Origin of the sequence: Nocardioides sp. 31GB23, from assembly GCF_040012395.1 — a bacterium.
Taxonomy (GTDB): Bacteria; Actinomycetota; Actinomycetes; order Propionibacteriales; family Nocardioidaceae; genus Nocardioides; species Nocardioides salarius.
The window spans coordinates 1-19,521 of record NZ_JBDYKJ010000003.1 but is presented as its reverse complement, the minus strand read 5'-3'; the positions used below and the strand labels follow the sequence as shown (position 1 = coordinate 19,521).

The window sequence follows — 19,521 nt, the reverse complement described above, 5'->3', positions numbered from 1 at the left end:
AACCCTAAGCCGCCCGTCCCGCCACGGTGGTTGAGGAGGTTGCGCAGCAACCGTCTCGAAACCACCCCATGAGGCAGGCTGGCCCCGTGACCTCTCGGGACGCCACCACTCCTCGCTCCGCTCCCCCACCGGGCGCCGTGCCGCTGATCCCGGCGGCGGCGTTCGTGCTGGTGTGGTCGTCGGGCTACATCGCCGGCCCCGCGGGGGTGGCGGTGGTCGAGCCGTTCACGCTGCTGACGCTGCGCTTCGCTCTGGCGGCGCTGCTGCTGGCGCCGCTGGCGTGGTGGCTGCGCGGGCCGATGCGGATGACCCGCGACGAGGTGGTGCGGGTCGGGGCGGTGGGCCTGGTGCTCAACGCGGTGCAGTTCGGCCTGATGTACGTCGCCTTCGAGCTCGGCCTGGGCGCCACCCTGGCGGCGCTGCTGCACTCCCTCTCCCCCGTGCTCACGGTGGTGCTGGCGGGGCTGCTGCTGGGCGAGCGCCTGACCCGGGTGCAGGTGCTCGGCTTCGCGGCGGGCGTGGTCGGGGTGCTGGTGGTGCTGGGCCCCGACGTCGGCGGCGCGGGCGGCCCGGTCGGGCTGGTGCTGGGCATCGCGAGCCTGCTGGCGCTGAGCCTGGGCACCCTGGGCCAGCGCTGGATCCACGTCAGCGCCGACCCGATCTGGTCGGCGACGGTGCAGTGCGCGGTGGCGGCAGTGCCGCTGGGTGTGGTCGCGCTGGCCGTCGAGGGCACCGGCGGTGTCGACGACCCGGTGCTGGGCCTGGCGGCGATCGGCTACATCGCCGGCATCAACTCGGTGGTCGGGCTGCTGCTGCTGGGCGTGCTCGTACGCCGCGGCGGGGCCAGCGCGGGCGCCAGCGTGTTCTTCCTGATGCCGCCGGTGACCGCGGTGCTGGCCTGGGTCGCGTTCGGCGACACCCTGGGCCCGCGCCAGGTGGTGGGGCTGGCACTGTCGGTGGTCGGGGTCGCTGTGGCGACCCGGGCCGGGCGCGCCCGCCGCGCCGGCGCCACCCCGCGACTCGAGGAGCCGACCGCATGAGCCAGCCCGAGGTCGAGACGTCGTGGACCGACGAGGCGAGCGGGCTGCGGCTCGCGCGCAGTGCGGCGTACCCGCGGGTGCCGGGGGCGGTGGGCCTCGAGGGCGTGCCGCTGACCGGCAAGCTGCGGCGCAGCTGGGCGCTGGGCGTGCTCGGGATGCGCGCGTGGACGTGGGAGCCTGCCGACCGCCGCGACCGCGACTGGTGGCCGCAGGGGATCACGAGCGCGGGTGACGGCGACGCGGGGCTGCTGGTGTCGTGGTACTCCAAGCAGGGGCTCTCGCGCCTCTCGGTCGTCGACACGCGCACCGGCTGGTACGCCCACGTCGCCCTGGCCGTGCCGCGGCTCGCGGGCGACGGTAGCGTCGCGCTGGGTCCGTTGAAGGTGCACGCTGGCGGCCTGGCCCGCACCGGTCGATGGCTGCACGTCGCGGCGACCGCGAAGGGCTTCTGGTCCGCCCACCTCGACGACGTCGTCGAGGTCGACGGCGAGCTGGTGCTGCCGGTGCGCCACGCGCACCGCTCCTCGGCGCCCGAGGGCGTCGAGCCGCTGCGCTACTCGTTCATGTCGGCGGGCTCGTCGGGCCTGGTGGTGGGCGAGTACGCCCGCGGCAAGAAGACCCGGCGCCTGGCCCGCATCCCCGTCGACCCGACCACCGGTCTGCCCTGCGGCGCCCCGGTCGTGGCCGGCGACGGCCCCGTGGGCATGCAGGGCGCCGTCGAGCGCGACGGCCGCTGGTCTGTGACGACCTCCCATGGCCCGTGGACGCCGGGCTCGCTGTGGAGCGGCTCCCCCGACGCGCTCGTACGCCGCCGCTGGGCGACGCCGATGGGCCCTGAGGACCTGTACGCCGACGCGGGCGGTGACCTGTGGACGGTCACCGAGCACCCGCGTCGGCGGTGGATCGTGCGGCTCAGCCCTTCCCGCAGGTGAACGAGGCGACGATGTCGACCGGGCCACCCTCGGTGGGGTTGGCGGCCGCGTCGATGTCGACCGCGGTGCCGTCCTCAGCGGCCTCGACCCCGGTCGGGTCGTCGGGCGGCGTGGTGTAGGCGACGTCGTCGACGGTCACCACGGCGCTGGTGGGGATGTCCCCGGCGCCGGCGAAGACCTGGATGGAGCCCTTCTTGCCGCTGTAGAGGTAGTAGGCGGCCGGCTCGCCGTTGGCGGGCTGCACCGACTCGCCCTTGCCCTTGAACGAGGTGTCGGTGGCGCCGGTCAGGTCGACCTTGACCTTGCACTCACGCTGCTTGTCGCCGCTGCCGTCGTCGGTCACTCCGGTCTCCTCGTCGTAGCCGGCGGAGGCGGACGGGGTGGGCTCGGGCTCTGCGGAGCTGTCGTCGTCGCCGCTGCAGCCGGTGAGGACGAGGGCGGTGGTGGCCAGTGCGGCCAGGGCGGTGGCGGGATGGGTCAGACGCATGCCACGAGTCAAACATCAGTCCCCGCCACAAAGTAAAGCGGGGCCCCGCCCGGGACGGCCGCCAAATGCCCACCGGGGCCGCACACGGCGTGTGCGGCCCCGGTGATGCAGCCGGAAGACCCTGATGTCCTATGGTGACAGGGCGGTCCGGACCATTCTCAAGCAGCGGCAACAGAGAATGGCCCGGACCGCGTCTGTGTCTCCGGCTCAGTGAGCTGTGCTCATCGATCTCGCTCAGTTGACTGTGCACAGGAGTGGGGGCGCGTTCGGCTCCCCCGGGGAGAGTCGCTCCGGGGCGGCTGGGCCGCCCCGGAGCTCCTCACTTGGTGGCGCTGGATCAGCGCGGCTTCTGGGTGTTCGACTTCGCCTTCTCCGTGGCCTCCGTGGCGGAGACCTTCGCGATGAAGCGGGTCTTCTTGTTCCCGTTGCGGTCCGCGACCTTGAAGGTCAGGGTGCCGCCCTCGGGGACGATGTCCTCGCGGACCTGGACCAGACGCTTGTTGCCCTCGGACTTCTTGCCACGGATCTTGAACAGCTTGACCGTGGCACCCTCGGCGGCGTCGTCGACCTGGAAGCGGACGACGTCCTTCTTCGGACCGTTGCTGCTAGCGGAGATGATCGCCTCGACGGGGACCTGGCCGCCGCCACCAGGACCGAAGGTCACGGTGTCGGTGACCTGCGACTCGGGCACAGCCTCGCCGGAGTCCAGGTCGAAGCCGATCGCGGTCACGGTCGCCGTGCCCTTGGAGGCCCCCTGGAAGACGTAGCTGGTCTTGCCGTCCTCACCGGTGAAGTTGCCGTTGTTGGACTCACCGTCACCGAACTCGTCCGGACCAGTCCGGAAGAAGTCGACGTTGAACTCGATCGGCTCGCCGTTCTGGTCGAGCGCGGTGTAGTCCATGATCACGGTGCTGCCGACGGGACGGTTCTCGTCACCCTGCTGCGCCAGCGTGTAGGTGCTGTTGGCGTAGTCGACCTCGTAGAACTCGGTCGTCGGGCCGTCCTCGGTCACCGTCTCGGGCGCGCCGGCAACCGGGGCGCCAGCAGCGTTGAGCTCGGTCGTCGTGGCGGTCCAGGAACCGGTGGGCGTCACGTCGGCCTCGTCGTCCGAGGACAGCTCGAAGGCAGGCGGGTTGCTCACGTCCGTCACGACGGAGGTCTCAGAGACGTCTCCACCGTTGTTGGCGGACAGGTTGACCGTGGCACCGTCGATCATGTTGCCGTACTGGTCGGTCGCGGTGACCTCGTAGCGAGTGTCATCGGTGACCGGGGCCAGCGGGAGCTCAACGTTGGTGAGCTCGGGCTGGTTCTCGGTGAAGTCGATCATGAGCTCGCCCGGGTTGAGCGGGTTGGCCGAGCTGTAGTCGACGTCCTCAGTGTCGGAACCGGTGGAGACGGTCGCGGTGACGATGTCCTCGGCGAGGCCGTCGTCGTTGAAGTCCTCCGAGCCCTCGACACCGACCTGGAAGTTCGGCGTCTTGCCCGTGTTGTCGGTGGTGAGGGTGATGGTCTGGCCGAGGTCCTTGAGGTCCCCGCCCTGGTCACCCTCCTCGCCGACGTACGTGCCATCGGTGAAGAAGGAGTCACCGTCGACCGTCAGCGTGACCACGATGTTCTCGAGGTCCGCACCGGCGGTGCTGTTGGCGAGCTGGACCGAACCCGTGGTCGCAACGCCGGGCTTGGTGTTGGCCAGGCCGGTGATGTTCACGGTGGTGCCCGCGGGAGCGGTGGTCTTGGCGAACTCGACGTCCACCGAGCCGGTCGCGTTCGGGTTGTCGGCGTCGCCGCCCTCGTCGTCGACGTCGTTGGTGGTGGCGTCGATCGTGCCGTCCTCGCTGCCCTGAGCGTTGTTGCCGGTAGCGGCAACGTCGTCCAGGGTGGCCGAGAACGAACCGTCGTCGCCCGTGGTCAGCACGATGGTCGCGTTGTCCGCGCCCGTCGGCTGATCGAACTTGGCGTCGTCGCCGGTGTAGTCCAGCTGGACCTCGCGACCGGGCAGGCCGGTGCCGTCGTCGAGCACGAGCTCACCAGAGACCGCGATGTCACCGCCGGCCTCGCCCGTGAGGGGCTCGGCGCCGTCGAACTCGACCTCGGCCTCGCCCGCCTTGACGGTGAGGACCTTGGCGTTGTCGATGCCGCCCTGACCGAGGCCGTTCTCCTCGAGCTCGGCGAAGAGCTCGTAGGTGCCCTCGTCGTCGGTCGCGGTGGTCGGGAAGGCAATGGTCGCCTCGCCGTTGTTGTCGGTCAGCGCAGTGCTGGTACCGGTGGCCGGGAAGCGCTGCGTGGCAGGGGTACCGTCGAACGGGGTCAGCACCCAGTAGTAGCTGACGGTGCGCCCGAGCTCGGCGATGTCACCGTCGTTCTGGTCGGTGATCTGCACGGTGAAGTCGTCACCGTCGACCTCGTCGAGGTCGAACGCGTCGCCGTTCTCCGAGTTGGCGACCAGGGAGTCCTCGGCGGGCAGGAACTCGGTGACGGTGACGTCGCCCGAGCGCTCATCACCGAAGTTGGCCTGGTAGCCGGCGTTGTCGGTGGCGTCCGCGTAGTAGTAGGCGGTCCCGTCGCCCTGCGCGAACGTGGCCTCGCCGTTGACGTCGGTGAACTCGGCCGCGCCGCCCGCCGAGCTGAGGACGCGAGCGCCAGCAATCGGACGGTCGTTCTGGTCCGTGACGGTCACGGTCACGGTGGCGTCCTGGCCAGCCGGGACGTTGGTGCGGTCGGCGTCGGCGGTGACCTCGGAGATGGTCTGGGCGTAGAGGTCGTAACCCTCGCCGCCGTCGGTGCCCTCGGCGCCGTTGACGACGTGGACGAAGATGTCGTCCTCGCCGGGGTACTGGTAGCCGTCGAGGTCCAGGATGCCGGCGAACGACTCCGGCGCGGTGGCCGGGTTGTTGGCGGGGCTGGTGTTCTCGATGTCGATCAGGGCGCCGGGCGCGTAGTTCGGGGTGCGCTGGTCGGTGGCAGCAGCGTCGCTGGTCGTCGCCAGCCAGGACGCGGCGAAGGCCGTCGGGTCCGAGCCGGCGCTGGCGGTACCGGTGAAGATCAGCTGCTGACGAGCGGCGCCGCCGCCGTAGGGGGCCTGGAAGACACCGATGGCGTCGCCATCGGTAACCTCGACCGCCTTGGCGTTGTTGTTGACGGTGAGCGACTTGCCGTCCTGGTTGGACAGGTCGGCGATGTCGGCGGCCACAGCCGCGTTCGAGACGACGAAGACCTCAACGGTGGCACCGGCCACGCCGGTGGGGGTCCACTCGAGGGCGAAGAAGCCGTTGTCGTTGCGCGTCGCGGAGCCGATGAGCACCGGGGCGGCGTTGTTGATCGTGTAGTAGAACGACACGGAGGTGACGTCGGCGCCACCGGAGGCGCTCAGGCGCACCGTGCTGTCGCTGCCGTCGTTCTGTGCCGAGACGTTGGCGGTCGTGGGCTGGATGAGGGTGACGGCGTCGTCGCCGCCGCTCTCGAACGCCTGACCGGGCTGGGCCGAAGCCGAGGTGGCGAGGAACGGGAGACCCGTGATCGCCAGGGCGGTGATGGCCGAGCCGGCCAGCCCCCGCTTGATGCCGCTGCTGTTCATGGAGATGTGATCCTTCCGGATATGTGTTGAGGACAGACCTCGACCGAGCCCGAGGTCATGCCACAGCGATCCCGAAGGCCGCTGTGAGCCCGGCGAACGCACAGTGCGCCCAGCCAGACGATCGCGACTCTAGGAAGGTAAAGAACGGTGATGTGGGTTTCTTGCAGCGAGGAAGGTTCTTTGCAATAACCGAGACGGGCATCACTAGTTGTGGGTATATAGCGCCACGGCATCGGGGCCGTGGCCAGTGCAGTCGACCATGACCAGGAGAGCTGTTTTGCGAGGATCGGCCCGTCCGACCCGCCTCAAGGCGCCCACCGACGCGGCAACCGCCGCGCCCACCAAGCGCCGCGGCAGACCCGTCCAGATGCCCGACGACCCCAGCACGATGCGTTCCCCCTCGTTCAACGCCGACGCCCGCACCTCGTGGCTGCTGGCCACGAGCCGCTCCTGCTCGGTCGACCCGACCGTGGCCAGCCGCAGCTCGTTCGTCGAGCGACTGCGCGAGCTCGACGTCAGCGCCGACCTGAGCCGGGTGAGCCGATGGGAGTCCGGCGCGCACACCGTGCCTGCCAAGGTGGTGCTCGGCTACGAGCGCGCCATCGGCGCCCCCGAGGGCGTGCTGCTCGCGGCCCAGCGAGGCGTGGTCCGCACCTCCGACCCGCGCACCCCCGTGCCAGAGGAGGTCCACTTCTCCCGGGACGACACTCCGGCCGACGAGCTGGTCTCCGGCCTGCTGGGCCGGGCAACCGACCTCGCCTCCGCCATGAGCGGGGCCGACTGGCTGCACCTGGCCGTCGAGCTCACCCGCTTCGAGATGGTGCTGCTGCCCGCCGAGACCTGGTCCACCGTCTGCTCGCGCCTGATCAGCGAGCTGGCCCGCACCACCGGCGGTGACCGGCTGCGCCGCTACGAGGCCGCCATCACCCTGGTCTCCCACCCCGTGGCGCAGCGCCACGTCGTCCAGGCCCTCGGCGCCTGGCTCGTCGACCCGCAGGTGCAGGTCGTCAGCCCGATGCTCTCCCTGCTGCAGCACGTGCGCAACGACGGCGCCAGCAAGCTGGTGCTGCGCCTGCTCGACGCCGACAACCGCGCACTGAGCCAGGGCGCGGTGCAGGTCGCGGCCGCGAAGGCGGCGCGTGGGCACTTCCAGGGAGCGGCCCTGGCGCTGCTCGAGCAGCGGGCCATCCGCGAGCTGGTCACCCCGCAGGGCCACAGCGGCATCGACATCCTCGACCTGACCACCCACCTGCCCGGGTCGTCGTACCAGCGGGTGTTGATGACCCTGCGCGACGCCCAGCTGCGCAACCGCGTGACCCAGGCCCGCGAGACGCGCTGCCTGCTCGTGCCCGAGACCAGCCGCACACTGAGCCGCGACATCGCCACGAAGGCCCAGACCGCCAGCCCGAAGATGTACGCCGCCGAGCCCGACCTGCTGCTGCAACGACTGGTCGGCGAGGCGCTCTTCCACGTCCACGGCGCCCGACGCTCCATGGCGGTCAACCTGCTGCGGGTCAGCCCCTACGGCTCCTCGGTGGCCGACGCCTGCCTGAGCTTGGCCTCGGCCGACAGCGAGTTCGTCGGCGCGCGCGCCTGGGAGACCATCTGGCAGCTCGGCACGGGCAGCCGCCGCGACGAGGTCGTCCGCCTGGCCGGCAACGGACGCCACCCCTGGATGTAGCGACGAGCCCTGACCGCCCTCGGCCACAGCGGCGCCCCGCTCGACGACGTCGAGGCTGCGCAGGTGGTCGAGGCGACCCTCACCACCTCCCACCGGGGCGTGCGCAACGCGGGCCTGCTCGCGCTCGGACTGGGCTCCCCCAGCAGCCTCGGACTGATGGACTCGCTGCCCGCCGACCAGCGAGCGGCCGCCACCTGGTGGCTCAAGGTGGGCCCGAGCATCGTCGACGGCGACTGACGCAAGCCACTCTCCACAGCGCGCTCGAACCCCTAGCCATCGAACTTGCGTTCGAGTAAAATGTGGTCATGGCACTCGCTCCCGCACCCGGTCTCGACCTGGCCGACCTCTCCGAGGTCGAGCTGGTCGAGGCGCTGCGCGCGGCCGAGGAGGAGAAGTGCCGGCTCGACGCGCTGCAGGTCGAGGTGACGGCGCGGCTCGACGAGGTCGTACGCCGCCGCCACGCCGCAGCCGGTGTGCGCGCGGAGAAGCGGGGCGCTGGGGTGGCCTCCCAGGTCGCGCTGGCCCGGCGCGAGTCGCCCAACCGGGGCGCACGTCATCTGGGGCTGGCGAAGACCCTGGTGGCCGAGATGCCGCACACGCTGGCCGCGATGCGGGCCGGGTGGTGCACCGAGTGGCGCGCCACCCTGGTCGCCCGTGAGGCCGCCTGCCTGTCCCTGGAGGACCGTCGCCGCATCGACGCGGAGCTGATGGCCGACCCGGCCACCACCGAGGGCTGGGGCGACCAGCGGCTGGTCGCCGCGGCCCGGGCTCGGGCCTACGAGCTCGACCCGCACGCCGCCCTGAAGCGATCTCGCAGGGCCGAGGGCGAGCGGCACGTCTCGCTGCGACCCGCCCCCGACACGATGACCTACCTGACCGCGCTCCTCCCGGTCGCCCAAGGAGTCTCGGTGTACGCCGCCCTGACCCGCGCCGCCGACCAGGCCCGCGCCACCGGTGACGAGCGCAGCCGCGGCCAGGTGATGGCCGACGCCCTCGTCGCCTCCCTGACCGCCCCCGCCAGCTCAGAGCCCGCCGAGCCGGCGCCAGTTCCTGGCCCGGTGCCGGTGGCGGTCAACCTGACCGTCTCCGATGCCACCCTCCTCGGCGGCGGTCACGCCCCGGGCTGGATCGCCGGGTACGGCCCGGTGCCGGCCGGGGTGGCTCGCGACCTGGTCGCCACCGCGATGGCGGAGGCGCAGGCCACGCTGCGGCGGCTCTACACCACCCGCAGCGGTGCCCTGGTCGCGATGGACTCCCGCTCCCGCACCTTCCCCGCCGCGCTGGGACTGTTCATCGACCTGCGCGACCAGTCGTGCCGCACCCCGTGGTGCGACGCCCCGATCCGCCACCACGACCACGTCGTCCCCGACCACGCCGGCGGTCCCACCAGCGCCGGCAACGGCCAGGGGCTGTGCGAGGCCTGCAACCAGGCCAAGGAAGCCCCCGGCTTCGCCGCCACCGTCCACGACGGCCTCGTGATCACGACGACCCCCACCGGCCACCAGGTCCGCTCCAGGGCACCCGCCCTGCCACCCGGCGACCCACCGGCCCGGGAGCTCCAGGGGCTGGGTCCCGTGGTCCACCTCTACCGCCACCACCTCCAGGTCGTCCTCGCCGACGACTTCTTCCGCGTGGCCTGAGACCCAGAAACAATCGGCCTCCGAGGCAACCGACTGCCCACCAGGACCGTCTAGGAGGCATGAGGTTCTCGGGACTGCCGGCGCGGGTGCGCGTCGGAGGCAGCGTGCTGGTGGTGGTCGCCGCCGTGGTGCTGGCGCTGATCGTCGCCACCTGGCCCGCCCAGACCAACGACGGCGAACGGCCCAAGCGGCCCGCGCGCGGCGAGCGGGCGGCGTACGCACCGGAGGAGCAGGAGCCGCGCAGCGAGCCGACGCCGGCGGCCGGGCAGACCGTGGCCCCCGAGCCGCGGCAGCGCCAGCCGCGGCCCAACATCGTGCTCCTGACCACCGACGACCAGAGCGACGCCGAGCTGCGGTTCATGCCGCGCACCCGGCGGCTGATCGGCGACGCGGGCATCGACCTCACCGACGCCATCAACCCGCACCCGCTGTGCTGCCCGGCGCGCGCCGAGATCCTCACCGGCGAGTACGCGCACAACAACGGGGTGCGCCACAACGACGGGCCCTACGGCGGCTGGCCGGCCTTCGTGGCCAGCAACGCTGAGGAGAACCTCGGGCCCTGGCTGCAGCGCGCCGGCTTCCGCACCGGGTTCGTGGGCAAGAACCTCAACGAGTACACCTTCGACGACCCGCGCCCGCCCGGCTGGGACTTCTTCTCCCCCACCGGCGCGCGCACCTACTCCTACTACGGCACCACCTTCTACAACGACGGCGAGCCCCGCGGGTACGGCGAGAAGTACGTCGCCGACATCGTGCGCGACGAGACGACGCGGCTCATCAAGCGCTGGGCCGCCGAGCCCGAGCCGTTCTTCCTGTGGGCCTCCCACGTCGGCCCGCACGCGGCGTACGTCGACGGGTGGCGCTCGCCGGTGCCCGCCCGGCGCCACGCCGACCTGTTCGGCGACCTGCGGGTCGCCACCCGCGACAAGGCCTCCTTCAACGAGGCCGACGTCTCCGACAAGCCGGCCGCGCTGCGCGAGCGGGCCCCGGTCTCGCTGCGCAAGCTGACCCGCCAGGTGCGCGACCGCGCCCGCTCGCTGCAGGCCATCGACCAGGCCAACGCCGCCACCATCCGCGCGCTGCGCCGCAGCGGCGAGCTCGACGACACCCTGGTGGTCTTCGTCAGCGACAACGGCTTCCTGCTCGGTGAGCACCGCTTCTTCGGCAAGGACGTGCCCTACGACGAGGCGCTGCAGGTGCCGATGCTGGCCCGCGGCCCCGGGATCACCCCCGGCACCACCAGCCGCGCCACCGCCACCCTCGTCGACCTCGCCCCCACCTTCCTCGACCACGCGGGCGTGCTCGAGCAGGTGCGCGCCGCCGGCCACACCGACGGCATCAGCCTGCGCCCCGTGTGGGGCAGGGGCGCGCCGGTCAACGACACCTCGCTGATCCAGGCCGGCACCAGCGACCCCGAGGCGCTGGCCGCCTACGGCTGGGCGTGGCGCGGGGTGCGCACCGGCCGCTACACCTACACCCGCTGGTGGGACGGCTTCGAGGAGGTCTACGACCGCCGCCGCGACCCCGGAGAGCTGCGCAACGTCGCCGCGCGGACGTCGTACGCCGGGGTGCGGCGCGAGCTGCGCCGTCGCCTCCGGCGGCTGGGTGACTGCGCCGGGGTCGCGGAGTGCGAGCGACAGGACTTCGGGCCCGCTCCCCGACCGGCACGCTGACCCCCAGCCGCTGGCGCGTCCCCAGACGACGGACGGGCAAAGGGCCCCCCGGCAGATGACGTCCGGCCCTGGGACGCGTGCGCCCCGCGCAGGAGGGTGGTCCTGCAGGACCCGCTCGGGCCCCGCGCGTCCAGAGGGGAGCAGTCATGATGGACGACGGGTACTACGGCATGGACGCCGGCGGCTGGATCGCCATGACGATCTTCTGGGTCGGGCTGGTCACCCTGGTGGTGTGGGCCCTGTGGCGGACCTTCGCCGGCTCGCTCGCGCCGACCAGCCCGCCCTCGGGCGCCGGCGAGAGCCCCGAGGACGTCGTGGACCGACGCTTCGCCGCCGGTGAGGTCGACGAGGAGACCTACCGGTCCATGCGCGCCGCCCTGCACTCGACCCGCACCCCGCACGCGGATCCCCGATGACCCGCCGGGCCGGCCACCTCTGGGTGCCGCTGGTCGCCCTGCTCGCGGTGCTCGCCTCCGGCGCCTACCTGGTCCTCGCCGACCACGACCCCGGTGACCGGTTCGGAGGCTGGGGCCGCAGCGGGATGCCGATGACGGGCGGGTACGCCGGGCCGACCTGGGGGGACGGGGAGCGCGTCGACAGCCTGAGCGAGGCCCGGGCGCGGGCCCAGGCGTTCGCGCAGCAGCTGGACCCCGACCTGCAGACGGGCGAGGTGATGCGCTTCAGCGAGAACTTCTACATCGAGCTCGAGGAGCCCGACAGCACCCTGGCCACCGAGGTCCTGGTCGACCCGGCCTCCGGCGCGACCCGGCTGGAGCTCGGTCCCGCCACGATGTGGAACACCCGCTACGGGATGATGGCCCGGCGCGGTGCACCCGCGTCGATCAGCGCCGAACGGGCCGGCGACATCGCCGCTCGGTGGGCCGAGGACCACGGCGGACTGGCTGTCGGCGAGGCGGAGGCATTCCCCGGCTACTACACGCTGCACACCCTGCGCGCCGGGCAGGTCGACGGGATGCTCTCGGTCAACGCCACCACCGGCGACGTCTGGTACCACGACTGGCACGGCGACTTCATCGAGATGTCCGACGAGGAGTAGCCCGCGACTACCCCTGCCTGGGTGCCAGCGCCAGCTGGCGCGACTGGGCCACCAGGCGCCCGGTGGAGTCCCAGACCTCGCAGTCCTCCTCGAACATCCCGCCGGCCAGGTTGCGGGTGTGGTGCTGCACCTTGAGCCAGCCCGGCGCCGGCTTGGCGCGCACGTGGGCGGAGAGCTCGATGGTCGGCGCCCAGCCCATCAGGCCCAGGTCGAAGGTGACCGGCGGCAGCGCGTCGAGCACCAGCAGCAGCGACAGCGGGTCGGGCTCGCGCTCCCCCTCGAGGCGGAACCACGCCTGGAAGCGCCCCTCGCCGCTCGGCTCCCCCGTCGTCCAGCCGGCCTGCTCGCGCGGGAAGCGCATGTCGAAGCGCGACATCAGCGGCGCCATCTCCAGCACGTACGACGGCACGTCGGCGCGCCCCACGCACTCCTCGAGCGGCGGCAGGTCGGGCTCGGTCGCGGTGGTGCGCACGTCGCCGTCGAAGCGGTCGAGGTCGGAGTAGGTGGCCAGCACGCTGAGCCGGGTCGCGTCGTCCTGCTTCAGCTCGGCCGCGACGGTCGACATCCGGCCCCCGGCCCGCTTGACCTCGACGTCGATGGTGGCCGGGCCGGCCTCGGCGGCGGAGAGGAAGTAGGCGCTGACCGCCACCGGGTCGGGCTTGTCGCCCAGGTGGGTGCTGATCGCGGTGCCGAGCACGGCCAGCTGGTAGCCGCCGTTGAGGCCGCCCCCGACCTTCCAGCCCGGCGCGAGCTGGGCGGCGTACCGGCCCTCGCCGGCGGGGGTCACGGTGGTGTCGACGTCGAACTCGGCCTGCATGGTCATGGGCAGAAAGTACCGACACCGCCTCCCCGCGGGTGAAGCCGGTCGGCCCGCGGGCGGGCAGGGTGACGGGCATCCCCAGCCACCCGACCCACGGAGGACCACATGGGCACCCTGCACGGCCGCGACGACCAGCCGCTCCACACCGAGGGTGTGCCCGCCGAGGAGGGCATCTCGCAGGCCGACGCCGCCGAGCGGCTCGACCAGGACCCCGACGAGCAGCTCAACGCCACCGACCCCGACTCCGACGTCGACCTGCACGCGCCCCAGGAGCGGGTCTCGGGCACCGACCACGACCACGACGCCGGGCACGACGGGGACGGCGAGGACTGAGCCGCGTCAGCCCGCCCGCGGGGAGTACATGATCACCGCGACGCCGACCAGGCAGACCAGCGCGCCGGTGACGTCGTACCGGTCGGGGCGGAAGCCGTCGACGACCATCCCCCAGGCCAGCGAGCCGGCGACGAACACCCCGCCGTACGCCGCCAGGATGCGCCCGAAGTTGGCGTCGGGCTGCAGCGTGGCCACGAAGCCGTACAGGCCCAGCGCGATCACGCCGGCGCCGATCCACAGCCAGCCGCGGTCCTCGCGCACCCCCTGCCAGACCAGCCAGGCGCCCCCGATCTCGGCGAGGGCGGCCAGCACGAACAACAGCAGCGAGGCGACGACGGGCACGCCTGCAGTCTCGCAGCCCGGCGGGCAGGGCAGACTCGGTGCCGTGGAGCAGCAGCGATGACAGCATCTTCCGGCCCCGCCCTGCCCGTGCCCGACGGGCTGGTGGAGGCCTTCCGCGACTACGAGCGCGCGGTCGCCGAGCGCGACACCGCCGCGCTGGCGCGCTTCGTCGCGCCCGGCGCCAGCACCCTGGCCGGCGACCCGCGGGGGCTGCTGGTCGGCAGCGACGCGATCACGGCGTACGCCGCCGCCCCGGGCCCGCGGCGCCTGGTGCAGACCCACGTACAGGTCACCGACCCCGACCACGCGCTGGTGGTGGCGCTGACCGAGCACGAGTCGGGCGGGCGCGGGCAGCAGACCCAGCTGTGGGCGCGCACCGACGCCGGCTGGGTCGTCACCGCCGCGCACACCTCCGAGCCGGCACCCGCGCTCGACACCCGCGTGTGGCGCGTGGTGGGCGACCCGCTGGTGCCCGGCACCCCCGGCGGCCCGTTGTCGGGCGAGAGCGTCGCGGTCAAGGACGTCTACGCCGTGGCCGGGCACCCCGTCGGCGGCGGCAACCCCGCCTGGGAGGCCGCCGCACCGATCGAGCGCGGCGACGCCAAGGCCGTGCTCGGGCTCGTCGAGGCCGGCGCCGACCTGCGCGGCATCGCGCGCACCGACGAGCTGGCGTGGTCGCTCTTCGGCACCAACCCGCACTACGGCGCCCCGCCCAACCCGCGGGCGCCGTACCGGGTGCCCGGCGGTTCGTCGTCGGGCCCGGCCAGCGCGGTCTCGCTCGGCCACGCCACCATCGGGCTCGGCACCGACACCGGCGGGTCGGTGCGGGTGCCGGCGGCCTACCAGGGTCTCTACGGCGTGCGCACCACGCACGGCGCGATCGGCACCCACGGGGTGCTGGCGCTGGCGCCCAGCTTCGACACCGTCGGCTGGCTGACCCGCGACGCCGACCTGCTCGCCCTGGTCGGCGACGTGCTGCTGCCCGACAGTGCTGCACGCGGCAGCTCCGAGCTGGTGCTGGTGCCCGAGCTGCTCGACCTCGCCGAGCCCGACGTGCGCGAGGCGGTCGAGGGCTGGGTGGCCACCCAGGGTCTGGTGGTGCGCGAGAGCTGGTCGCTCGGCGAGCTCGCCGAGTGGCGCCGCGCCTTCATCACCTGGCAGTCGTGGGAGGCCTGGACCGTGCGCGGCGCCTGGCTGCGCGAGCGCCTCGACGTGCTCGGCCACGAGGGCCGCGCCCGCTTCGAGCACGCCTCGAGCATCGACGAGCGCACCGCCGAGCGGGCCCAGGGCGTGGTGCAGGCCGCCCGCGCCCGCCTGCGCGAGCTCGTCGGCGACCGGGTGCTGGTGGCCCCGACCACCCCGTCGGTGGCGCCGCTGCTCGGCAGCGACCTGGCCTCCCTGCGCGAGCCGACGCTGGCGCTGACCTGCCTGGCCCCGCTCGCCGGCCTGCCCGCCGTCAGCCTCCCGCTGCGCACCGCCGCCGGGCTGCCCTGCGGCGTCAGCCTCACCGCCGCCCCCGGCCGCGACCGCGACTTGCTTGCCCTCGCCGCCTCCCTCGCCTGACGCTCGGCCGGCCGGGGACTCCTGCGCATGTCAGGGGTTGCAACACCCATCAAGCGCAGGAGAAGGCCGACGAGTCCACGCCGGCCACGCCGAGCTCCGCGCCACTTCTCGTCCACAGCAGGCGCCTCCAGCGCCACCGTCCACCGCCCTCGAGCGAGCTCCCCGGACGGGCCGCTGGGCGGGCAACTCTGCGGCATGGACGACATCACGCCACTGGACCCCCTGCTCACCCCCATCCACCTGCGCAAGCAGCTGATCGACGCCGGCTGGAGCGACCGCGGCATCGCCCGCGCCCTGGCTCGCGGCGACCTCGCCAAGGTCCGGTGGGGCGCCTACGCCACCAAGGCGGCGTACGACGCGCTCGACGACGGCGGCCGCAACGGTTTGCGCGCCCGGGCGGTGGTGGCCCAGGCCGGCACCGATCTGGTCGTCTCGCACGTCTCGGCGCTGCCGTTCTGGGGCGCCCCGACCTGGGGCTTCGCGCTCGATACCGTGCACGTGACCCGACGCGACCGCAAGGCCGGGCGCCGCGAGGCCGGTGTCCAGCAGCACCGCGGCCGGTTGCTGCCGGGAGACACTGTCAGCCGTGGCGGGGTGGTCGTCTCCTCGCCGACCCGGCTCGCGATCGAGGTCACCACGACCGGGCGCACCGAGGCCGCCCTGTGCGTCGTCAACGACCTCCTGCACCGCAAGCTGACCACCCGAAAGGAGCTCGAGGCCCGCTACCTCGCGCTCGACGACGAGGTCGACGCGCCGATGGACCACTGGCCCGGCACCCTCACTGCCAACATCGTGCTGCGGTTGTGCGACGCGCGCCTGGAGTCGGTCGGCGAGAGCCGCCTGTTCCACCTCTGCTGGGTGCACGGGCTGCCGCTGCCGATCCCGCAGTACGAGGTGCGCGACCGGCACGGCCGGCTGATCGCCCGCGTCGACTTCGCCTGGCCCGAGCTCGGCGTCTTCATGGAGTTCGACGGCAAGATCAAGTACACCAAGCTCCTGAAGCCCGGCGAGAGCATCACCGAGGTCGTGCTGCGGGAGAAGAGGCGCGAGCAGGAGGTCTGCGAGGCCACCGGTTGGCGCGGCATCCGCGTGGACTGGCCCGACCTCGAGCGCGCCCAGGCCACCGCGCAGCGCATCGCCCAGGTCCTCACGCCGCCCTCGCTCAGCGCCTGAGCGGCGTACGCCGCCGCACTTGTCAGCCGTCTCCGTCGCTTGTGGGGCGATGCAACCCCTGACCAGTGCAGGAGTCCCCGGCCACGGTGCTCAACGGAAGACGTCGGGGTCGGTGTCGCGCAGGTGCTGCAGCAGGTACGCCGCCTGGGCGCGGGCGCCCGCGGCGTTCGGGTGCGCGGGCACCCCGACGGCGGGGTCGTTGGCGGAGGGGCCGTAGGTCTCGGCCCAGCGCACCTGCGGCGCCTGGCACAGGTCGTGGCCGGCGCTCTGGCGGTAGGTGTTGACCACCTCGGCCCCACCGCGGCGGGCGGCGCGGTGCACCATCTTGTTGAGCTGGCGGAACTTCGCGGAGATGTAGGCCATGTCCTCGTCGGTGGCCGGCAGGGTCGGGTAGCACCCGTGGTCGGGTACCACGTCGAGGTAGTCCATCACCAGGATCCGCGCCAGCGGCGCCCGGCGGCGGATCTGGCGCAGCGCCTTGACCAGCTTGATCTCCGAGGCACGGATGCGCTGCGCCAGCTGGTCCTTGCCGCCGGCGGTGTACTTGGCCTTGCAGCCGCCGAGCGGCAGGCCGGGGCCGCTGTCGGAGACCGGGTTGGCGACGGGGACCAGGTTGAGGCAGTCGAGCCCGGCGCCGGCGATGCCGGCGTCGTTGCCGCCGATGCCGACGCTGACCAGGTCGGTGGTGGGGCTGAGCCGGTCGAACTGCGGCGGGTTGGTGCCGCCCAGCGGGAGCCCCTCCTGCGGGCGCCGGAAGTGCTTGGTGGTGGCCGAGCCGCACGACGCGTCACGGAAGACCGGCACCGCGAGCGCCTGGGCCACGATCTTGGGGTAGTTGGTCTTCGACTGCGCGCAGTCGATCGGCGCGTGGGTGGTGTCGGGCAGGCCGTAGCGGTCGACCAGCACGACGTCGGCGGTCCAGGAGTCGCCCAGGGCGACGTACTCGGTGAAGGCGGGCAGGCGGCGCTCCTGCGGGGCCGCAGCCACGGTGGAGCCGGCGCCCGGCGCGACCAGCAGCGCGCCGACCAGGGGGGCGAGGAGACCGAGGAGGGGCAGGCGACGCGTCGTCATGCCCTCCTCAACGGGCGGCGGTGACGCAGGTCACGCGGCGCTGCCGCGGTGGGTGGCCACGCCGCGGCGTAGTACGCCTGAAACAACCCGTGCCTACCCTCCGGCCATGGACGTCCTCGAGACCGGCACCGGAGCGCTGCGCGGCGCCTACCTGCCGGCGACCCCGGACCTGGTGCTGTGGGGGCGGCTGCCCTGCGGGGCGGACGAGCCGGTGCTGGTCGTCGACCCTGGCGACGAGGTCACCTTCGACGCCCTCAGCCACGAGGGCATCCTCGAGGACCAGGGTCGCGACCCGGACCGCTTCTTCGCGCCGTACGACGTGCCGGTGCTCGCGGAGGCGCGGTCCCTGGCCGCCTCCGACCACGCGCGCACCTTCGGGGTCGACGGACCCCACGTGGTGAGCCGGCCGGTGGCGGTGCGCGGCGCCCGGCCCGGCGACCTCCTGGCGATGACGGTGGTCGAGACCCGACCACGGGTGCCCTACGGCATCATCTCGGCGCGCCACGGTCGCGGCGCACTGCCCGGGGAGCACCCGCTCGACGGCGCCCCCTTCTTCAGCGCGTTCGCGCTCGTCGACGCCGCCGAGACGCACGGCGAGCTGCCGCTGGTGCCGGGCGGCGAGCCGGTGGTGCGCTTCCCGCTCGCCCCGTTCCTCGGCGTGATGGGGGTGGCCGTGGCAGGCGACCGGCGCCCGCACTCCGTGCCGCCCGGGCGGCACGGCGGCAACATCGACATCGCGCTGCTCACCGCTGGCACGACCCTCCACCTCCCCGTCCAGGTCGACGGCGCGCTGGCCTACGTCGGCGACCCGCACTTCGCCCAGGGCAACGGCGAGGTCGCACTGACCGCGATGGAGGCGTCGCTGCGGGTCACGCTCCGCCTCGACGTCGTCGCCCGCGAGGAGGCGGTGCGCCGCTTCGGCGAGGTCGTCACCCCGCTGGCCGAGACGACCGACCACCTGGTCCCCACCGGCCTCGACGAGGACCTCGACCTGGCCGTCGCCCAGTGCGTGCGGCACGCGGTCGCGCTGCTCGGGGCGCGCTACGGGATGGACCCGCAGCTGGCCTACGCCTACCTGTCGGCTGCCACGGACTTCGAGATCTCCCAGGTCGTCGACGTGGTCAAGGGCGTGCACGCCTGCATCCGCAAGGCGGACTTCGCCCTCGTGGAGCCCCGCTCGTGACCAGCACGCCCCCCGAACCCGCCGTCGGGTCGACGCCACAGGTCCCCGACGGGCTCGTCGCTGCCTTCTGGGAGTACGAGAGCGCCCTGATGGCAGACGACCTCGCGGCGCTGGACCGGCTCTTCGCGCCCGGTCCGACCACGCTGCGCGGCGACGCCGCCGGACTGCTGGTCGGCCACGACGCGATCAGCGCCTTCCGCGGTCGGCGCGGTGGCGCTCCCGCTCGCCGGATCGTGCAGACCCACGTGCAGGTCACCGACCCCGACCACGCGCTGGTCGTGGCGGTCACCGAGCTCGAGAGCGGCGGACGCGGCCAGCAGACCCAGCTGTGGGCGCGCACCGACGCCGGCTGGAGGGTCACCGCCGCGCACGTCGCCACCCCGGCGGCGGCGCTCGACACCCGGGTGTGGCGCGTGGTGGGCGACCCGCTGGTGCCCGGCACCCCCGGCGGTCCGCTGTCGGGCGAGAGCGTCGCGGTCAAGGACCTCTACGCCGTGGCCGGCCACAGGATCGGCGCCGGCAACCCCGCGTGGGAGGAGGCCGCTCGGGTGGAGCGTGGCGACGCCACGGTGGTGCGCTCGCTCGTCGAGGCCGGCGCCGACCTGCGCGGCATCGCCCGCACCGACGAGCTCGCCTACTCCCTGGCCGGCACCAACGCCCACACCGGCGCCCCGCCCAACCCGCGGGCGCCGTACCGGGTGCCCGGCGGCTCGTCGTCGGGCTCGGCCAGCGCCGTCTCGCTCGGCCACGCCACCATCGGGCTCGGCACCGACACCGGCGGATCGATCCGCGTACCCGCGGCCTACCAGGGCCTCTACGGCATGCGCACCACGCACGGCGCCATCAGCACCCACGGGGTGCTGGCGCTGGCACCCAGCTTCGACACCGTCGGCTGGCTGACCCGCGACGCCGACCTGCTCGCCCTGGTCGGCGACGTGCTGCTGCCCGACAG

General features: G+C 73.3%; 18 protein-coding genes. 13 read left to right on the top strand and 5 right to left on the bottom strand.

Annotated features, from left to right (window positions below; all coding sequences use genetic code 11):
• Positions 1 to 86 precede the first annotated feature (86 nt).
• Together ABKW28_RS01295 and ABKW28_RS01290 are read left to right on the top strand one after the other, a co-directional pair.
• On the top strand, positions 87 to 1,040 hold the full coding sequence (locus tag ABKW28_RS01295; RefSeq protein WP_348605823.1) for a DMT family transporter: 954 nt from the start codon (positions 87 to 89) through the stop codon (positions 1,038 to 1,040).
• Positions 1,037 to 1,972, top strand: coding sequence for a hypothetical protein (locus ABKW28_RS01290; RefSeq protein ID WP_348605821.1), 936 nt, complete (start codon positions 1,037 to 1,039; stop codon positions 1,970 to 1,972). The genes ABKW28_RS01295 and ABKW28_RS01290 overlap by 4 nt, the downstream gene beginning before the upstream one ends.
• On the opposite strand, the gene ABKW28_RS01285 is transcribed toward ABKW28_RS01290, so the two are convergent.
• Both ABKW28_RS01285 and ABKW28_RS01280 read right to left on the bottom strand, forming a co-directional pair.
• Positions 1,953 to 2,459 (bottom strand): hypothetical protein, encoded by a 507-nt coding sequence (locus ABKW28_RS01285; RefSeq protein ID WP_348605819.1) that lies wholly within the window; start codon positions 2,457 to 2,459, stop codon positions 1,953 to 1,955. The two genes, ABKW28_RS01290 and ABKW28_RS01285, sit on opposite strands and share 20 nt — an antisense overlap.
• Positions 2,460 to 2,796: 337 nt before the next feature.
• A complete protein-coding gene (locus ABKW28_RS01280; RefSeq protein ID WP_348605817.1) occupies positions 2,797 to 6,033 on the bottom strand; it encodes a hypothetical protein in 3,237 nt (1,078 codons plus the stop codon).
• Between the two features lie 367 nt (positions 6,034 to 6,400).
• On the opposite strand from ABKW28_RS01280, the gene ABKW28_RS01275 reads away from it, so the two are divergent.
• The 6 genes from ABKW28_RS01275 (at position 6,401) to ABKW28_RS01250 (ending at position 12,084) form a co-directional block, all read left to right on the top strand.
• Positions 6,401 to 7,714, top strand: coding sequence for a hypothetical protein (locus ABKW28_RS01275; RefSeq protein WP_348605815.1), 1,314 nt, complete (start codon positions 6,401 to 6,403; stop codon positions 7,712 to 7,714).
• Between the two features lie 63 nt (positions 7,715 to 7,777).
• Positions 7,778 to 7,951, top strand: a complete 174-nt coding sequence (locus ABKW28_RS01270) for a hypothetical protein (RefSeq protein WP_348605813.1) — start codon at positions 7,778 to 7,780, stop codon at positions 7,949 to 7,951.
• 68 nt (positions 7,952 to 8,019) lie between these two features.
• Positions 8,020 to 9,354 (top strand): DUF222 domain-containing protein, encoded by a 1,335-nt coding sequence (locus tag ABKW28_RS01265; RefSeq protein WP_348605811.1) that lies wholly within the window; start codon positions 8,020 to 8,022, stop codon positions 9,352 to 9,354.
• 59 nt (positions 9,355 to 9,413) lie between these two features.
• Positions 9,414 to 11,027 (top strand): sulfatase, encoded by a 1,614-nt coding sequence (locus ABKW28_RS01260; RefSeq protein WP_348605809.1) that lies wholly within the window; start codon positions 9,414 to 9,416, stop codon positions 11,025 to 11,027.
• A gap of 146 nt (positions 11,028 to 11,173) precedes the next feature.
• Complete coding sequence (locus ABKW28_RS01255; protein ID WP_348605807.1) at positions 11,174 to 11,443, top strand: hypothetical protein; 270 nt, start codon at positions 11,174 to 11,176, stop codon at positions 11,441 to 11,443.
• On the top strand, positions 11,440 to 12,084 hold the full coding sequence (locus tag ABKW28_RS01250) for a hypothetical protein (RefSeq protein ID WP_348605805.1): 645 nt from the start codon (positions 11,440 to 11,442) through the stop codon (positions 12,082 to 12,084). The genes ABKW28_RS01255 and ABKW28_RS01250 overlap by 4 nt, the downstream gene beginning before the upstream one ends.
• Positions 12,085 to 12,091: 7 nt before the next feature.
• On the opposite strand, the gene ABKW28_RS01245 is transcribed toward ABKW28_RS01250, so the two are convergent.
• Positions 12,092 to 12,907 (bottom strand): thioesterase family protein, encoded by an 816-nt coding sequence (locus ABKW28_RS01245; protein WP_348605804.1) that lies wholly within the window; start codon positions 12,905 to 12,907, stop codon positions 12,092 to 12,094.
• 102 nt (positions 12,908 to 13,009) lie between these two features.
• On the opposite strand from ABKW28_RS01245, the gene ABKW28_RS01240 reads away from it, so the two are divergent.
• Positions 13,010 to 13,237, top strand: a complete 228-nt coding sequence (locus ABKW28_RS01240; RefSeq protein ID WP_348605802.1) for a hypothetical protein — start codon at positions 13,010 to 13,012, stop codon at positions 13,235 to 13,237.
• Between the two features lie 6 nt (positions 13,238 to 13,243).
• On the opposite strand, the gene ABKW28_RS01235 is transcribed toward ABKW28_RS01240, so the two are convergent.
• On the bottom strand, positions 13,244 to 13,579 hold the full coding sequence (locus ABKW28_RS01235) for a YnfA family protein (protein WP_341242486.1): 336 nt from the start codon (positions 13,577 to 13,579) through the stop codon (positions 13,244 to 13,246).
• 57 nt (positions 13,580 to 13,636) lie between these two features.
• Between ABKW28_RS01235 and ABKW28_RS01230 the strand changes: the two genes are divergently transcribed.
• A complete protein-coding gene (locus tag ABKW28_RS01230) occupies positions 13,637 to 15,142 on the top strand; it encodes an AtzH-like domain-containing protein (RefSeq protein WP_348605800.1) in 1,506 nt (501 codons plus the stop codon).
• Positions 15,143 to 15,337: 195 nt separating this feature from the next.
• Positions 15,338 to 16,315: a hypothetical protein gene (locus ABKW28_RS01225; RefSeq protein WP_348605798.1), complete on the top strand. Its 978-nt coding sequence runs from the start codon at positions 15,338 to 15,340 to the stop codon at positions 16,313 to 16,315.
• Between the two features lie 90 nt (positions 16,316 to 16,405).
• Here ABKW28_RS01225 and ABKW28_RS01220 read toward each other — a convergent pair whose 3' ends face one another.
• A complete protein-coding gene (locus ABKW28_RS01220; protein WP_348605796.1) occupies positions 16,406 to 17,386 on the bottom strand; it encodes an SGNH/GDSL hydrolase family protein in 981 nt (326 codons plus the stop codon).
• A gap of 106 nt (positions 17,387 to 17,492) precedes the next feature.
• Here ABKW28_RS01220 and ABKW28_RS01215 point away from each other — a divergent pair, with 106 nt between their 5' ends.
• Both ABKW28_RS01215 and ABKW28_RS01210 read left to right on the top strand, forming a co-directional pair.
• Positions 17,493 to 18,569: an acetamidase/formamidase family protein gene (locus ABKW28_RS01215; protein ID WP_348605794.1), complete on the top strand. Its 1,077-nt coding sequence runs from the start codon at positions 17,493 to 17,495 to the stop codon at positions 18,567 to 18,569.
• The coding region (locus tag ABKW28_RS01210; protein ID WP_348605792.1) for an AtzH-like domain-containing protein at positions 18,566 to 19,521 on the top strand (956 nt) is incomplete at its 3' end. The genes ABKW28_RS01215 and ABKW28_RS01210, both read left to right, overlap by 4 nt.